Annotated in this window: 14 protein-coding genes; 9 read left to right on the top strand and 5 right to left on the bottom strand. The window is 62.3% G+C overall.

All coding sequences use genetic code 11. The annotated features are described in order from the left end of the window. Window positions 1-263: 263 nt before the first annotated feature. The 3 genes from ACP4XC_RS22060 to ACP4XC_RS22050 all read right to left on the bottom strand — a co-directional run bounded on the left by ACP4XC_RS22060 (window position 264) and on the right by ACP4XC_RS22050 (window position 4,227). The gene (locus ACP4XC_RS22060) at window positions 264-1,259 is read right to left on the bottom strand and encodes a LacI family DNA-binding transcriptional regulator (RefSeq protein WP_427175292.1); all 996 of its coding nucleotides are present in this window, start codon (window positions 1,257-1,259) and stop codon (window positions 264-266) included. A 684-nt stretch (window positions 1,260-1,943) separates the two neighbouring features. Continuing rightward, on the bottom strand, window positions 1,944-3,767 hold the full coding sequence (locus ACP4XC_RS22055) for a MarR family transcriptional regulator (RefSeq protein WP_427175273.1): 1,824 nt from the start codon (window positions 3,765-3,767) through the stop codon (window positions 1,944-1,946). Between the two features lie 223 nt (window positions 3,768-3,990). Beyond that, the gene (locus ACP4XC_RS22050) at window positions 3,991-4,227 is read right to left on the bottom strand and encodes a hypothetical protein (protein ID WP_427175272.1); all 237 of its coding nucleotides are present in this window, start codon (window positions 4,225-4,227) and stop codon (window positions 3,991-3,993) included. A 241-nt stretch (window positions 4,228-4,468) separates the two neighbouring features. On the opposite strand from ACP4XC_RS22050, the gene ACP4XC_RS22045 reads away from it, so the two are divergent. The 4 genes from ACP4XC_RS22045 (at window position 4,469) to ACP4XC_RS22030 (ending at window position 6,849) form a co-directional block, all read left to right on the top strand. Continuing rightward, window positions 4,469-4,711 carry a hypothetical protein gene (locus ACP4XC_RS22045; protein ID WP_427175271.1) on the top strand — a complete coding sequence of 81 codons (243 nt, stop codon included), beginning with the start codon at window positions 4,469-4,471 and terminating at the stop codon, window positions 4,709-4,711. Window positions 4,712-5,041: 330 nt separating this feature from the next. Further along, entirely contained in the window at window positions 5,042-5,491 is a 450-nt protein-coding gene (locus ACP4XC_RS22040; protein ID WP_427175270.1) for a hypothetical protein, read from the top strand. Continuing rightward, on the top strand, window positions 5,488-5,934 hold the full coding sequence (locus ACP4XC_RS22035) for a hypothetical protein (RefSeq protein ID WP_427175269.1): 447 nt from the start codon (window positions 5,488-5,490) through the stop codon (window positions 5,932-5,934). Before ACP4XC_RS22040 ends, ACP4XC_RS22035 begins: the two co-directional genes overlap by 4 nt. 6 nt (window positions 5,935-5,940) lie before the next feature. After that, the gene (locus tag ACP4XC_RS22030; protein ID WP_427175268.1) at window positions 5,941-6,849 is read left to right on the top strand and encodes a hypothetical protein; all 909 of its coding nucleotides are present in this window, start codon (window positions 5,941-5,943) and stop codon (window positions 6,847-6,849) included. Here ACP4XC_RS22030 and ACP4XC_RS22025 read toward each other — a convergent pair. Next, window positions 6,846-7,997: an alpha/beta hydrolase family protein gene (locus ACP4XC_RS22025; protein ID WP_427175267.1), complete on the bottom strand. Its 1,152-nt coding sequence runs from the start codon at window positions 7,995-7,997 to the stop codon at window positions 6,846-6,848. The genes ACP4XC_RS22030 and ACP4XC_RS22025 overlap by 4 nt on opposite strands. Window positions 7,998-8,189: 192 nt before the next feature. After that, complete coding sequence (locus ACP4XC_RS22020; protein WP_427175266.1) at window positions 8,190-8,525, bottom strand: winged helix-turn-helix domain-containing protein; 336 nt, start codon at window positions 8,523-8,525, stop codon at window positions 8,190-8,192. A gap of 418 nt (window positions 8,526-8,943) precedes the next feature. Between ACP4XC_RS22020 and ACP4XC_RS22015 the strand changes: the two genes are divergently transcribed. From ACP4XC_RS22015 to ACP4XC_RS21995, 5 genes are read left to right on the top strand one after another with little or no spacing between them, the layout of a single operon-like run. Continuing rightward, window positions 8,944-10,026: a CHAP domain-containing protein gene (locus ACP4XC_RS22015; RefSeq protein WP_427175265.1), complete on the top strand. Its 1,083-nt coding sequence runs from the start codon at window positions 8,944-8,946 to the stop codon at window positions 10,024-10,026. After that, the gene (locus tag ACP4XC_RS22010) at window positions 10,023-10,535 is read left to right on the top strand and encodes a hypothetical protein (protein WP_427175264.1); all 513 of its coding nucleotides are present in this window, start codon (window positions 10,023-10,025) and stop codon (window positions 10,533-10,535) included. Before ACP4XC_RS22015 ends, ACP4XC_RS22010 begins: the two co-directional genes overlap by 4 nt. 42 nt (window positions 10,536-10,577) lie before the next feature. Further along, window positions 10,578-12,029 carry a chromosome partitioning protein ParA gene (locus ACP4XC_RS22005; protein WP_427175263.1) on the top strand — a complete coding sequence of 484 codons (1,452 nt, stop codon included), beginning with the start codon at window positions 10,578-10,580 and terminating at the stop codon, window positions 12,027-12,029. Between the two features lie 35 nt (window positions 12,030-12,064). After that, entirely contained in the window at window positions 12,065-12,679 is a 615-nt protein-coding gene (locus ACP4XC_RS22000) for a DUF6668 family protein (protein ID WP_427175262.1), read from the top strand. A gap of 11 nt (window positions 12,680-12,690) precedes the next feature. Then, a complete protein-coding gene (locus ACP4XC_RS21995) occupies window positions 12,691-12,960 on the top strand; it encodes an integral membrane protein (protein WP_028275338.1) in 270 nt (89 codons plus the stop codon). Window positions 12,961-12,981 lie beyond the last annotated feature (21 nt).

Genomic DNA, 12,981 nt, shown 5'->3' with positions numbered 1-12,981 from the left:
CCCCGGCCCATTAGGCCCCGAGTCATGGATCAATCATCATCTTAGAAAACAGATTGCGCAACCGTTTGGCACGATCATTTTGGTAACGAAAGCATAACGGGAGGGGCCTGTGCCTCGGGCCTCGCATCCGCGTGGCCTGAGGCTTCGGGAGGTTCCATAGGCGGCCTCGCTCAATGGCCCAAGGTCCTGTGAGCCCATCGACCCCGAAGGTTCGGGGCGACGCACTTTGGACGGCAGGTCAGATCACGGCGACGCAACCGCCCTCAGACGGGTTCCGCGCAGCCACACGATTCCCGGTGAACCAGGACGGCGGGCAGGCGTTCGATCCTCGGTTCCAGTTCCGGGTCCGCCAGACGGCTCAGAACCATGCCCACCGCGCGCTCGCCCATCTCGGCAGTCGCCTGACCGATCACCGTGAGCCTCGGGTGGAAGAGGTCCGCCCATTCGAAGTCGTCGAATGCCACGAGAGCAATGTCATCCGGCACCGTGAGCCCCGCGTCCCGTATTGCACGCATGGCACCTATCGTCATGCGATTGCTGCCGACAACGAGAGCCGTGGGCCGATTCGGCAGTGCGAGAAAGCGCTGCACCACGCCATAGGCCTCCAGATTTGCGCCGGATGCGACGAGCTGCCGCGCGACCCTCAGCTTGTTGCGACGCATGCCAACTCGAAAGCCTTCAAGCCGCTCAGCGGTGGTCGCGACGCCATCGCGCCCTGCAACCAAACCGATTCTGGAGTGGCCGAGCCCGGCAAGGTGGTCGACGAGCTTCGCGGTCGGTTCGATATTCTCGGACCCGATCTGATCAACAGGAGCGTCGAAGAAACGGTCTATGAGCACGAGTGGAATACCGCGCCCGGTCACCTGATCGATGGTGGCGGTCGGATCGTGGCTCGGCGCCAGAATGACGGCGTCCACGCGGCGGCTGAGCAAGGTGGCGACTGCACGCGCCTGCCCTTGGGGGTCCTCATGCGTATCGGTCAGAAGCAGCGAGTACCCCGCTCGTGCCGCGGCGCTCTCCACCCCATGCACGATCTCGGCGAAGTATGGATTCGACATGGCTGAAACGGCACATCCGATGGTCATGGTGCCGCCAGTCCGGATCGAGCGCGCCACCTGATCCGGGATGTAACCGGTCGCCGCGATCGCCTCCTCCACGGCAGCCGCTGTACCGGGATTCACCCGGCGAGTCTTGTTCAGCACATGGGACACCGTTGTCACGGAAACCCCGGCCGCCCTCGCCACGTCCGCCATGGTCATGATCACAGCGCTTTGCCCTCCATGTCTGCAAACAGGTTGCGCAACCTTTTGGCTAACATCGTACGCCAGCCAATAAGCCCGATGCGCGCCTGGTCCCGCTCATCTGTCCAGAACATCCCCACGAGGGGCCCATGATCGGGACGATCCTGATGGGGTCATGCGGCTCATGCCAGACCCGGACGCGCTGCACCTGCCCAATGTCCTCCCGGGAAGAATCCACGGTCCGAAGTACCCCGACCCAGACCGTACGCCAAGCTGAATTCGCGGGTTTCCGTGGTGGGGCTCAACACGGGGAGACGGAACATCGGGTGGGTCGTGAATTTCCCGGCAATCAGTCCGCGCCAGCCCACCCTCGATGTCGACCTCGATGGCTCCGAAGAAGTTGATGTTCGCGAACACCTGTCTCGCCAACCAGCACCTCCTGCCAGGATCCGAAGATTCCAGCTCAGGAGCCTACCGGACCATATCCGCCTGATTTTCGGCTGATACTACGACCCCGAAATGTCGGCGCTAACGTTGGATATTTCACTTTTTCACAAGCCACCCCTACACGCCCGATTGTGACTTCCGGCCTCACTTCCCATAGTCCTTATGGCATGGCTTATGGCATGAAACTGTGCGCTGCGGGAATTCGGTCCTGCGGTGGGGAAGTGGCTGCCGAAGGGCAGACCTTCGGCGTAGGCCCTACTCGGCTCTGCTGAACGCGATGTCCGCCAGGGCCCAGTCATCGGGCGGCCCCTCGAAGGCCTCCCATGGGTAATCATCCCCGGGGGAGAGGAGTTCGGCGACGGTGTTGACGTTGCTGGCAAGCCATTCGCGCCAGATGATCCGCTCGATCCGGTAACGCTGCAGCTGCGCGGCGACGGCTTCGAGAACCCCAAGGTGTTCGGCGAGCTGCTTCAGCGACGTCGTTGCCACCACCGACCAGGACTTGCCGGCGTTCCGGGTCACCAGGTTCCAGGCGGCGAGTATTTCCAGGGCTTCGTTGACCGCTGAGCGGGAGAGCCGGGTGACCCGGACGAGGTCGGTGATCGGCATTGCGGGGGAGTGCTCCAGGGCTTCGTATACGAACGCGGCCGGCAGCCCCAATTCCCTGAATGCCGGGCGGAGGGCATGGATTTTTCCTTTCTGCCAGGACGTGTCCTCGGCCGCGGTCTTCAGCTCTTCGGGGACGGTGAGCATGTACAGATCGCCCCTGGTCCCGCGAGCTTCTTCGACCAGGGTGATGAGGGGATCTTTCTCCGCTCGGAGGGCCTTCAAGTGCAAAGCCACGGTCGTATGGTCGAGCCCGGTAGCGACGGCGATGGACCGGACACCAAATTCAATGAACCGGGATGCTGTCATGTGGGCCGCCTCCCCCAGTGACCTCAGCACCATTCTTCGTGCCATTCCTATCCTGGAGTCCTGGTAGTTCACCTCCCTGATTCGAAGCGCATTCCGCCATGTCCGGATGAACCGATGCTCTGCATCGGGATTCGAGTTTTGGTTCAAGCCCTTTAGTTCTGGGGGCTGTGTATTTGGCTGGCTTGTGGGGGATCTGCGGACATTGTTATTCCCTTCCCCGGTTGACGAGTTTTTGCTCAGGTAGGCGACCGCATTGATCCAGTCACGACGCAGAGCCGGGACGCGGTGGCGGGAGGCATAACGGGCATAGAAGGAGGCGAGCCCTGGCCAGGTCCCCTGCATCATCCGGCGTTCGACGTCCACGAGCTGGAGCCCGGCGGCTGCGGCCCCGGTGACAATTGCCTGGCGGGCATCCGAATCGGAGGCGTACCGGTTCGAGTCGTAGAGCCCGGTCTGCGCCATCACCTGAATGACCCTCGACATCCTCCCTGCCGGATGCGTGATCGTCGGCGCATCCTTGGCCACGGGAGTGAAGGTCGTCTCGAGCCGCAGCGCCCGGACCGCGTTGATCTCCCCCGCCAAGTCAGCGTTCATGGCCGCCCAGATGCCGGCGGAGTTGGGCCGGCGGGCGACGTCGTAGGCCATGGACAGGCTCATCGCGAGTTCCTGGTGGCCGCCGCGCTTGTGCGGGGAACCGGGTGTGCGCATGCAGCCGTGGAGAAGGTTCTGGTGTGGGGTCTTGTCCAGGGTCCGGTACCGGGTGCCCAGCGCCTCGACAAGATCACGCGCTTCAGCGAAGGTGACCCGCTGTTCCAGCGGGATGTAAACGTGGCGGCCGCCGTTGGGGGAGTAGTCCTCAATCCAGCGGGCCCCGACCGAGTGCAGCCAGGTCTGAACGGCCCGGACGTCGGCGAGAACCCAGTCGATGCCGGCTACCGAGGAGTCGAAGTCGAGGAAGATCGCGGCGCAGGTGCCGTCTTTTCCGAATATCCTGACGGCCGCAGGGAACGTGGGCAGCGCCTCAGTGAGAGCCCGCTCGTGTTTCTGCGGGTAGGTCTTTCCGGCGTCTCTGGAGAGTCGAACACGCGGCTGACCTGCGAGGACAGGCGCCAAAGCGGCCCACGCGTCAGCGGGCGAGCATGCCGAGTAAGAGTTGCGCGACACGCCAGCGGCAGATATAGCTGGCGGCGCACATGATTGTCCATGTACGATGAGTTTGTTCCTGTTCAGGGAATAGCAAAGGGCCGATCCTGCCAGATCGGTTTCATAGCAAAACTGAAGGACCTGAGAAGGTCCATCTAGGATTTACGAACTGTCTCGCCGCCAAGCAAATCCAGTTCGTGAATCAGAAGCTTCGAAGGCCCGCCTAGAGCGGGCCTTCAACTTTTTAAGAGGCTAATGCGATGGGGAGCTCCTGCTGGTACTCGTGCAGATCAAGTGCCGCCAGGTCAGACTGCAGCTGTGGTTCCACTGCCGACAGGACGTACTCGGATACGGTTAGGCCTTTGGCTGCTGCGACCTTGGCAATGCCGTCAGCGGTGCATTCCGGGCTTCGGAAGCCAATAAATTTGCGCAGGCCCTTGCTGGGGCGCCCGCCGCCTCGATTAACTGCTACTGCCGTCATGTGCTTAGTCCTTTGAATCTCGTACCGGAGCCGTAGAGCCGGTAGTGCTTCATCGTTCGCTGGTGCTGCAGCTGCTTCCGGATATAAACGAATCCTTCATGCGGCTGTCTTGAAGCTACCACCACGGAATTACAAGTTCGGGTATTTGTTTTCAGAAAACGGCCGCGTGTCGCGTTTTCTGAAACCGATTGAGTCCAGTGTCGGACCGACGACATTGGAGCTGTGCCGCATACAAACAGGCGTGAACACATCAACCCGACACCGCGTCGACAAAGGCGCCCCGACCACGAACACCAACTTCGTCGCCCACCGCCTCGGTGAGTGCGGCTTCGCCGGCCACGTGTCCGTCGAAGAGATCCCCCAGGTCACCGCCGAGCTGAACGCTTCGCCAGCCTTCCGGGATGAAAACATTACCGCTGTCAAAGCACCAACGTACTCACCGAAGGACATGTTGTACCGCTGCGTTGCCAGCCAGGCTCGGTAATGCTGGTCTGGCAAAACAAGGCAGTTCAGCGGTGCCTTGTTCCCAATAAGCTTGGGCACGCGGTATTCCTCCATGTGTGCGAATCACCCTCCCCCGGCTTCAGGGAACTGTAGCTATACAGGACGTGTTGGCCGGCGGCATCGACTTGAATCCCCCAAGAACTCAAGTAAGCGAAAGCCTACAGACATGCTCCGCACATGCACAACTCAGTAGTTACTCATGGCCTATACGCTACGAATGTCATCAGGTAAAATTTTGTGTCAGCTGTCCGCCTGCTCTGTGTAGTGGCCGCACCATAAGCAGCTGACCTCGGCTGAAGGAGCTTTAACGATGGGAAATGGGGCCCGCAGCGTGTTCCTTACGCAACAACAGAAAAAAGAGCGCCTAGCTGATCGCATGGGCATCCTGGTGGATATCTGGGAGTCGGACAACAACGCGGCGCTCACTTACCCTCATGTGGAAGAAGCACTTTCGACCCACGGAATCCATCTGTCGCGAACACGGTGGTCATACTTGATCAATGGCACTGGCAGCCTGGTGACCGACCAGGAACTCCTGAAGGGCATCGCAGAGTTCGTTTTTGCCGTACCGGCCAGCTACCTCTGTGATCTCAACAGTGAGACTCCTCCCGAGGTAGAAGCGCGGATGGAGTTCCTTGTGCAGATGCGCAAGCTCAAGGTGAAGAACTTCGCCGCGAGAAACCTGGGCGCGACTTCGCCGGAAACACTGAGGACAATCACAAGGATTATCGATGCGTCGATGAACGGCGAGGATGAATGACTCTCCCACCGGTTCAGGACAAGGTTCGGGAGTTGTGCGGTAACGGCACGACGTCGATGAAGGAAGTCGTCGAACGCTTGACCGTGATCTGCGAGAAGCCGATCAATCTGATCGAGTACAACGAGTCCTGGGGTGCGCTCACGGCCTTCAAAGCCGAATTTGAAGATCGCATAAACGTTTATTTCCCCCCACAGAAGTCGCAGCAATACAAACTTCACTGCATCTATCACGAACTCGGACACATCTACTTGGAGAGCCTTCGGATTGCCCTGGCTCTACCGGATCTCTCTGAAGAGATGCTGAGGGAAACCGCGGACGCAATTAGTGTCACCTGCCGGTCCGTTCCGAATCATCCTGTCGAACGGTGGGTGGAGGATTTCGCTTTCGAGATGTCGAAGAAGTCCCGTTCAGGCAGCTCGTCCGATCCTGATCCTTTTCTCTGATAGACCATGAAACTGTTGCTCTTTGCGCTGCTGAGTGCCTTATGCCTCCTTCGGATCCCATCGGTGGTCAAGGTGGCGGAGTGCCGGGCCTCGTGGGTGGCATCGATGTTCGGCCTCGCGGCGCTCTATGTCCTGGGAACGGTTACACCGCTAGTGGATATCGACCGCTACCTCGGTGGCGTCAACGTGACGAACCTGCTTCAAGCCATCTTCGCGCTACTAGCGATCTTCTTCTTCAACGACAGCGTGCGGCGTTTAGCGAACGTACCCATTGTCAGATGGACCTACTACGCGCCGTTGCTGAGCATTCCCATCATGATTGTCAGCTTCGCTCTGATTGAGGGCAAAGCTCCGACGGCTGCTGGCTTCATTGATACCCACATGGACCAGCTCGCAACTGCCGTGTACAGCGGCACGTACATGCTCGCGTTGTTGGTCACCGTGCTCAGGATCATCTACATGCTTCGGCACAAGGCAAAGAGCCTGTACGCAACATTCTCTGTCGGCCTGATGGTGGTTGTGGTGGCTGTTTCATGCCACATTACTTACGTGGTGCTGTTCCACTTCTCGCCCTGGGTCGCCCGAGCGATCGGAACTTGGTTTGACCGCCTTTTCTATGTAGGCCTCTCAGTGACGGCGGCAGGGTGGCTGATTCTTTTCCTATCGAAGCAGCTCCCGAGGTTGCGTCTCTGGATGATCGATGCTCTGTGGCTGACCGCATTGAGGATTCGGGTTAATGCAGATCGATCACGAGTCAGTCCGGCATGGGACCTATTCAATGAAACGCTCGAAAATGGCGTCTATAAAAGCCTCATCGTGTTGCACAACTACGAGCGGGTGAACTTGATGGACTTCCCGGAATCTGTTCAGGGCAGGATCAGCCACATTGAGGCCAAGCTAGACACGCAGGCCTAGCTCCGCTCAGTCAAGATCGTCCTGCTGACCCAACTCGTAAGTTCTTTGGTGAAGGTAGAAGGCGAGGCATTCCACTCCTGGGTATGGTGAGCCTCGGGCAGTGAAATCAAGGTGACGGTGGCCGGATTCGCACGTTGGAACGCGGCCGAGATCTCCCACGGAACCTCTAGGTCTGCGGTCGAGTGCAAGACCAAGGTCGGGACTTTCACCCGGTTAGATACGTCCACCCAGTCAAGTGCATCGAAATCGATCGGTTCGTCCAGCCCGAGCATCCTCGCGAATGAGGGAGCCTGCAACAGGCGCATAACAATGCGGGCACCAATCGCCGGCACCCCGGCCCGCGCCGCCCCTGCGGTGATGGTCTTACGCCAGCTCGTGACGGGCCCTACCAGGACAAGCCCTACGATCCGGTCCCGGTGGGCGCTGCGCTCCGCTGTGAGCAGGGCAATGGTCCCACCCATTGACCAGCCGGAGAGGATGATGCGCCTGGCTCCATGGGCTACGGCGTAGGTCACAGCGCTTTCCACGTCACGCCATTCCGTTTGCCCAAGGTGACTCGATTCGGCCTGTGGTGGGCTGACCTCGGCGTCGCTGCGAAATGTGGGAACCAAGGACGTGAATCCCAATGAACTGAAGGCATGGACATCTCGGAACATGATCGATCGGTCGGTCCAACTGCCATGGATATGGATCACCCATACGTCCGTGTTCTCAGCTTGGAATAGCCATGCAGGCGCCGCACCGTAGGCGGTGGGGACGCCTACCTCTTCGTAGCGTCCACTGACGGCAGAGGGTTCGAAGAACACATCCGGGGTCCAATCGACGATTGGCCCCAGACGTCCCGGCGCGGAGCCGGGCGGATCAATGCTCCGTTCTACGTACTTTTGATCCTCATTGATCAGCGTGACCTCGCCGACTCGCGTGTGCTTCTCTGTCGCGGGGTCGAACACGCCGAAGTCGCCCGGGGCTTTGGTGTAGTCATCCAAATCGATGCGGATTCCTCGTCCGTCTTCCAGCACCTCGGCCCGGCGATAGTCCCTTGGGCCCTGCTTGACGATCTTGCGGGCCATGACGACAGCGAACCCGGCTAGGCCGGCCGCCGGCACAAGGAACGCCAGGCAGGCCAGGATGCGCCGTGGCGTCAGCATTAGGTCTTCATCCTCCAGGGCTGATCAAGGCAGAACAACGGAACCCTGACATCGTAACTTCCATCATTGCCTGATACAGGAATAAACCATGCCCACTACACGCGTTGCACATGTTCACCGCAGGCATGTAACGTGCTTTAGGGAAACAAGAAGGTATTGCTCTTTGACAAGCTTGTTATGAACTGCGGGCGCTCATCTGCCGCGGAGATAGTCGACATAGGCAGGAAGCATCTCGAACTCCACGGCGTCAATATTGGCCTCGTACTTCACGCGCTTGCCGTGCCGTTGGCCCGCGGGGAAGTCCGCCGCGACAGCACCGGTAGCTTCGAGCGCTTCCAGGTGGTGTTGGAGGCTGGGCCGCGTCAGCGCCTTGTTGCCGTCCAGGACTATTCCCTTGAGGATTTCGCCGGTGGTGCAGGGGCCGTTCTGGTGTAGGTAACGCAGGATGGCCGCGTGGGCTCGGTTTCCGAGAACTTCGATGGCTGCCTCAACCTCCTGCGGGTGGTTGGGCTGGATGAGGCGCGGCATGCGTCTATCTTGCCCGATTATTTGGATAGCTCTGAGTCGCAAAACAAAGTGTATCGCTAAATGATGACCTTTGAGCTACAGTCAAATTGCAGGCCTTCTTCGAAAGAAGGACGTGCAGCGTCACTTTCGGAAGAGATCCTGCAGCCCGAAGAGATGCGACTCCTGGCGAGTGGACATGACAAGCAGCTTGGTGGGAACGAGAGAAAGACGGCGGCCAGCCAACGAGTTGTCGGGTGCTGGCAGTAGACGGGGAAGCGATGCCCAAGGGGGAGGGACAGTTGTTGAAGAACAAGCTGCCGTTCGATACACAGTGGCCGCTGGAAGCGCGCCGGCTGCAAGATGGCAGCCCGCGTCGGTCTGCGTACCAAGTTCGTAAAGGCTTCCGTTGCTGGGTGCTCGCATTTGCTGGAGCCACCTCATGAGCCCACGCAAATCTTTGGGTCTCGCGGCCCTTGTTGCGGTCCCGAGCCTGTTCTTCGGGCTGGTCTTCTCCATGCTGCTGTTGTTGGCCCCCGCAAAGCCTGCTGCGGCTGACTGCGGCCCTGCCGTTTCCGTTGTCATCGACGGCAGTACCAACGTCGACGGCTACACCCAGGAACAGCTCAAGAACACTGCCGCCATCATGGGTGCCGGCAAGTCGCTGGACCTGTCCGTAAGAGGTCAGATGATCAGCGTGATGGTGGCCCTAGGGGAGTCGGGGTTGCGGGTGCTGGATACCGGTGACGGTGCCGGGCCGGATTCCCGGGGGTTGTTTCAGCAGCGGGGCAACGGTGCGTGGGGCTCCTACGCGGACCGGTTGGACCCCACCACGAGCGCGACGAACTTCATCAAGGCCCTGCAGGGCGTGCCCGGCTGGGAGCTATTGGAACCGACATTCGCCGGTAACAAGGTCCAGCGCAACGCCGACCCGTACCACTACCGGAAGTACTGGCCCGAAGCCGTCAAACTCGTTCAGGCACTTTCGAAGGCGAAGTTCTCCCTGGACGGCAGCGACTGCGCCGTTCCGGGACAATCGGGCGCGGGGGATGACTACCCGTGGAAGAATTCTCCGACCTGGTTGCAGGCCGGCGCCAACGCTGCCAGCACCTCACCGCTGGGCATGTACTACCGCGAGTGCGTGGACTTCGCGCTGTGGCGGGTGAACCAGCAGATGGGTTCGGCCAGCGCACCGTTCAAGGTCCTCAACGGCACCTTCCGCCCGGACGGGCAGCAGCTGGGTTCCGCGGTGACGTGGAAGGCCGGCTGGGATGCCAAGGGCTGGCCCACCGGCAGCACCCCCCGGGTCGGCGCGGTCGTTTGGTACGCCCCGGGTGCCGGGGGAGCTGACCCGAGCTTCGGCCACGTCGCCGTGGTGAAGGAAGTCAACGCCAATGGGACCTATCTGGAGGAGGGCTACAACGGCAACCCGGCCCCGGCGGATCACAGCTATTACACCCGGACGGTCGCCAACACCGTCCCCTCAGCTTTCCTGTACCTGCCCACCCAAGAGGAGAAGAAGTGAAGAAGTCCTTGACCCTGCTCGCCGTGGCGCTGCTCTGCGTTTCCTGCGCACCGGTGGCGAACACGACGCCGACCCCGGCGGCATCAACGAGTACGCCCACAGCGTCCGCGCCGGTCTCACTGAGTGCCAACAGCGGACCCCAGGCGCCCGGGGGCACGGTCCCGGCCACGACCGGCATCACCTGGGATCAGGCCAGCAAGGACCAAGCGGTCGAGGTGGCCGAGAAGGCCATGACGGATTTCGCCCGCCCCACGGTGGAGGACACGCAATGGGCCAATGACCTGGCCCGGTGGCTGACCCCGCAGGCCACCGCCGATTACTCGGCGGTGGACCCGGCGAACATCCCGGTCAGCCGCGTCACCGGCCCGGCCACCCTGAGCGTCGATGAAGCCAACGTCTTCGGCGTCATGGCGGCGGTCCCCACCAACGCCGGGACCTACACGGTCCAGCTGCTCCGCACCGGCAAGGACGTCCCGTGGAAGGTCAACCGCCTCACTCCGCCGTCCTAACCGCCGCTCCCCTCCATCCCCACACACGTAAGGAAGAAGCTCATGGGCACTACCCCAACCGAAGTCATGGCCTTTCCCAGCATCCGGGCCATCGTCCGTGACAACGGCACGGCCGAGGTCCTCGTCGCGGGCAACTCCCGCGTCGTCCCTGCCGGGGACTCCGTGCAGGACCTGCGCACCAACGCCCTGGCCCTCATCGTGGGCGAGGCGCAGACCCTTCAGCGTCCCGTCCGGGTCCGGATCGAGGACCCCGAAGGGCACGGTGAACTCATCGTCCACCCGGATAACAGGATCGAATCCGTTTCCTATGACCAACGGCAGACCCGCCGCCGGGCAGAAGCCCCCGAAACCACGCCCACAACAGCCGCCCCGGCGATCATCGAGACCGTCCCCGCACCGGAACCCGTGGCCACCCCAGCCACTGCATCATCGGTGGACGCCCGGTCGTGGCCACCCGGCCCCGTCGCAGCCGGCACGGTTCCGGTGCCGGCCAACCCGGAACCGCAGACGGCTGTCGTTGCCGGGGAAGCGGCGCCGACGCGGCGGAGCTTGAAGGAAACCTCGTTTCTGGTCAGCGCCCCGGTGCTGGAACCGGCCACCCGGGGCTGGCGGGGAGCCCTCACGCGCCTGGGACTGCGGATGGCTCCCTCGGAGGAAGAACTCTCCGAGCGGGAGGATGTCCGGACGGTGAGCCAGCACTGGCCCGGCCCGCGCACGATCGCGGTGGTGAACCGCAAGGGCGGGGCGAACAAGACCCCCACCGTGGTGATGCTCTCGGCGATCCTTGCCCGCTACAGCGGCGCGGCGACGGTGGCATGGGATAACAACGAGTCCCAGGGCACCCTGGGATGGCGGACGGAAAAGGGTTCCCACGACCGCAGCGTCCTGGACCTGATCGATTCCTCCACCGAGCTGCTCTCCCCGTCGACGAACGCGGCCGAAATCGCCAAGTTCGTCCATCACCAGACCGCGGATAAGTTCGATGTCCTGCGCTCGGATGAAAACGAGGAAGGCGATCACGAAGTCACCGCTGAGGAGGTCGACATCGCCCACCAGGTGCTCACCCGCTATTACCGGCTCGTGGTGATGGACTCGGGCAACACTGCCCGGGCCGCGAACTGGCGGCGGATGATTGACCACACCAACCAGCTCGTCGTCCCGGTCACCGCCATCGAGGACCGCGCCGAAGCCGCCCGCCTGACCCTGCAGACCCTGGAATCCCGCGGCGGGCACGACGCGGAACTGGCACGGGGCGCCGTCGTCATCGTCTCCGAGTCCACCGACGCCAAGCGCAGCATGAGCGGGGATGCCCTGAAGCGGGCCAGGGACGAAGCGCAGCGGATCGCTGACGGGTTCGCCCCGTTCGTCCGGGCCGTCGTCCGGATTCCCTACGACCCGGCCCTGGTCAACGGACCCATCCGCTATGAAGCCCTCCAGCCCGCCACCCAGCGGGCCTGGCTCACGGCCGCGGCCGCCGTCGCACAAGGGTTCTAAACCACCCACCAACGGACCTGGAAAGGAGGAGAACCGTGCAACAGACATTGAACCCCTGGATCACCCGCCCGGTCCCCGCCGACGGCGCGGACACGGCAGCCCCGGAAGCGCACCTGCCGCCCGCGGCCGTGATCAGTGCACCGCTGAGGGGAATGATTGAACCGGACGCCGCAGACCGTCTGGCCCGCCGCACCGTCGCAGGCTCGGCAGCACTGTGGATCACCGGCGCCCACGGGGGATCCGGTGAAAGCCGCATCGCTGATCTGATCGGCGGGGCACGGATCACCGATCACTGCTGGCCCGTCCTCCAGGACGGAAGTAAACCTCGGGTGCTGCTGGTCTGCCGTGCCGACATGCGGGGCCTGACAGCGGCCCGGAGCGCACTGACGCAGTGGGTATCAGGCGCGGCACCGGAGGTTCATCTGCTCGGCCTCGCCGTTCTGGCGGACGCACCGGGGAAGACTCCCAAACCCTTGCGGGACTTCGCCGCCATCGTCGGCGGGGGCGCACCCCGGCACTGGACCCTGCCCTGGGTCGAGGCCTGGCGGCACGGGGACTCCACCACCGCGCCGCCGGCCCGCGACTATCAACGCTTCATCACTGACTTGGCCGCCCTGGCTACCGACACCACACCCGGCACCACGAACTGAAAGGTCTCACCATGAACCCCTTCGCTGTACTTGACGGAAGCGTCATCCCCAACCCCACCCCGGTCGTCCCGGCACAGGCAGGTGGCCTGCTCACGATCCTGAACTGGGCCTCGGGCATCGGGCTGGTCCTTGGCGTCCTGGGCGTGATCATCGTCGGGATCGGCATGGTCATCCAGCTCCAGCGCGGCGAAGGAGCCCAAGCCATCGGCAAGCTCGGCTGGGTCCTGATGGGCTGCATCATCATCACCGGCGCCTCCGGCATCGTCCGCGCCTTCGTCTAAGCCAGCACCACCAACGGGAGC

The organism is Arthrobacter sp. 92 (genome assembly GCF_050260325.1).
Lineage (GTDB): Bacteria > Actinomycetota > Actinomycetes > Actinomycetales > Micrococcaceae > Arthrobacter.
The sequence above is the reverse complement of the archived record's forward strand: the minus strand, read 5'-3'. Positions and strand labels throughout refer to the sequence as shown.

Coding starts and splice junctions, on each gene's coding strand:
- ACP4XC_RS22035 (WP_427175269.1), top strand. CDS start 5,488: ATGACTCTCCCACCGGTTCAGGACAAGGTTCGGGAGTTGTGCGGTAAC.
- ACP4XC_RS22050 (WP_427175272.1), bottom strand. CDS start 4,227: ATGACGGCAGTAGCAGTTAATCGAGGCGGCGGGCGCCCCAGCAAGGGC.
- ACP4XC_RS21995 (WP_028275338.1), top strand. CDS start 12,691: ATGAACCCCTTCGCTGTACTTGACGGAAGCGTCATCCCCAACCCCACC.
- ACP4XC_RS22015 (WP_427175265.1), top strand. CDS start 8,944: ATGAGCCCACGCAAATCTTTGGGTCTCGCGGCCCTTGTTGCGGTCCCG.
- ACP4XC_RS22060 (WP_427175292.1), bottom strand. CDS start 1,259: ATGACCATGGCGGACGTGGCGAGGGCGGCCGGGGTTTCCGTGACAACG.
- ACP4XC_RS22005 (WP_427175263.1), top strand. CDS start 10,578: ATGGGCACTACCCCAACCGAAGTCATGGCCTTTCCCAGCATCCGGGCC.
- ACP4XC_RS22030 (WP_427175268.1), top strand. CDS start 5,941: ATGAAACTGTTGCTCTTTGCGCTGCTGAGTGCCTTATGCCTCCTTCGG.
- ACP4XC_RS22025 (WP_427175267.1), bottom strand. CDS start 7,997: ATGCTGACGCCACGGCGCATCCTGGCCTGCCTGGCGTTCCTTGTGCCG.
- ACP4XC_RS22020 (WP_427175266.1), bottom strand. CDS start 8,525: ATGCCGCGCCTCATCCAGCCCAACCACCCGCAGGAGGTTGAGGCAGCC.
- ACP4XC_RS22040 (WP_427175270.1), top strand. CDS start 5,042: ATGGGAAATGGGGCCCGCAGCGTGTTCCTTACGCAACAACAGAAAAAA.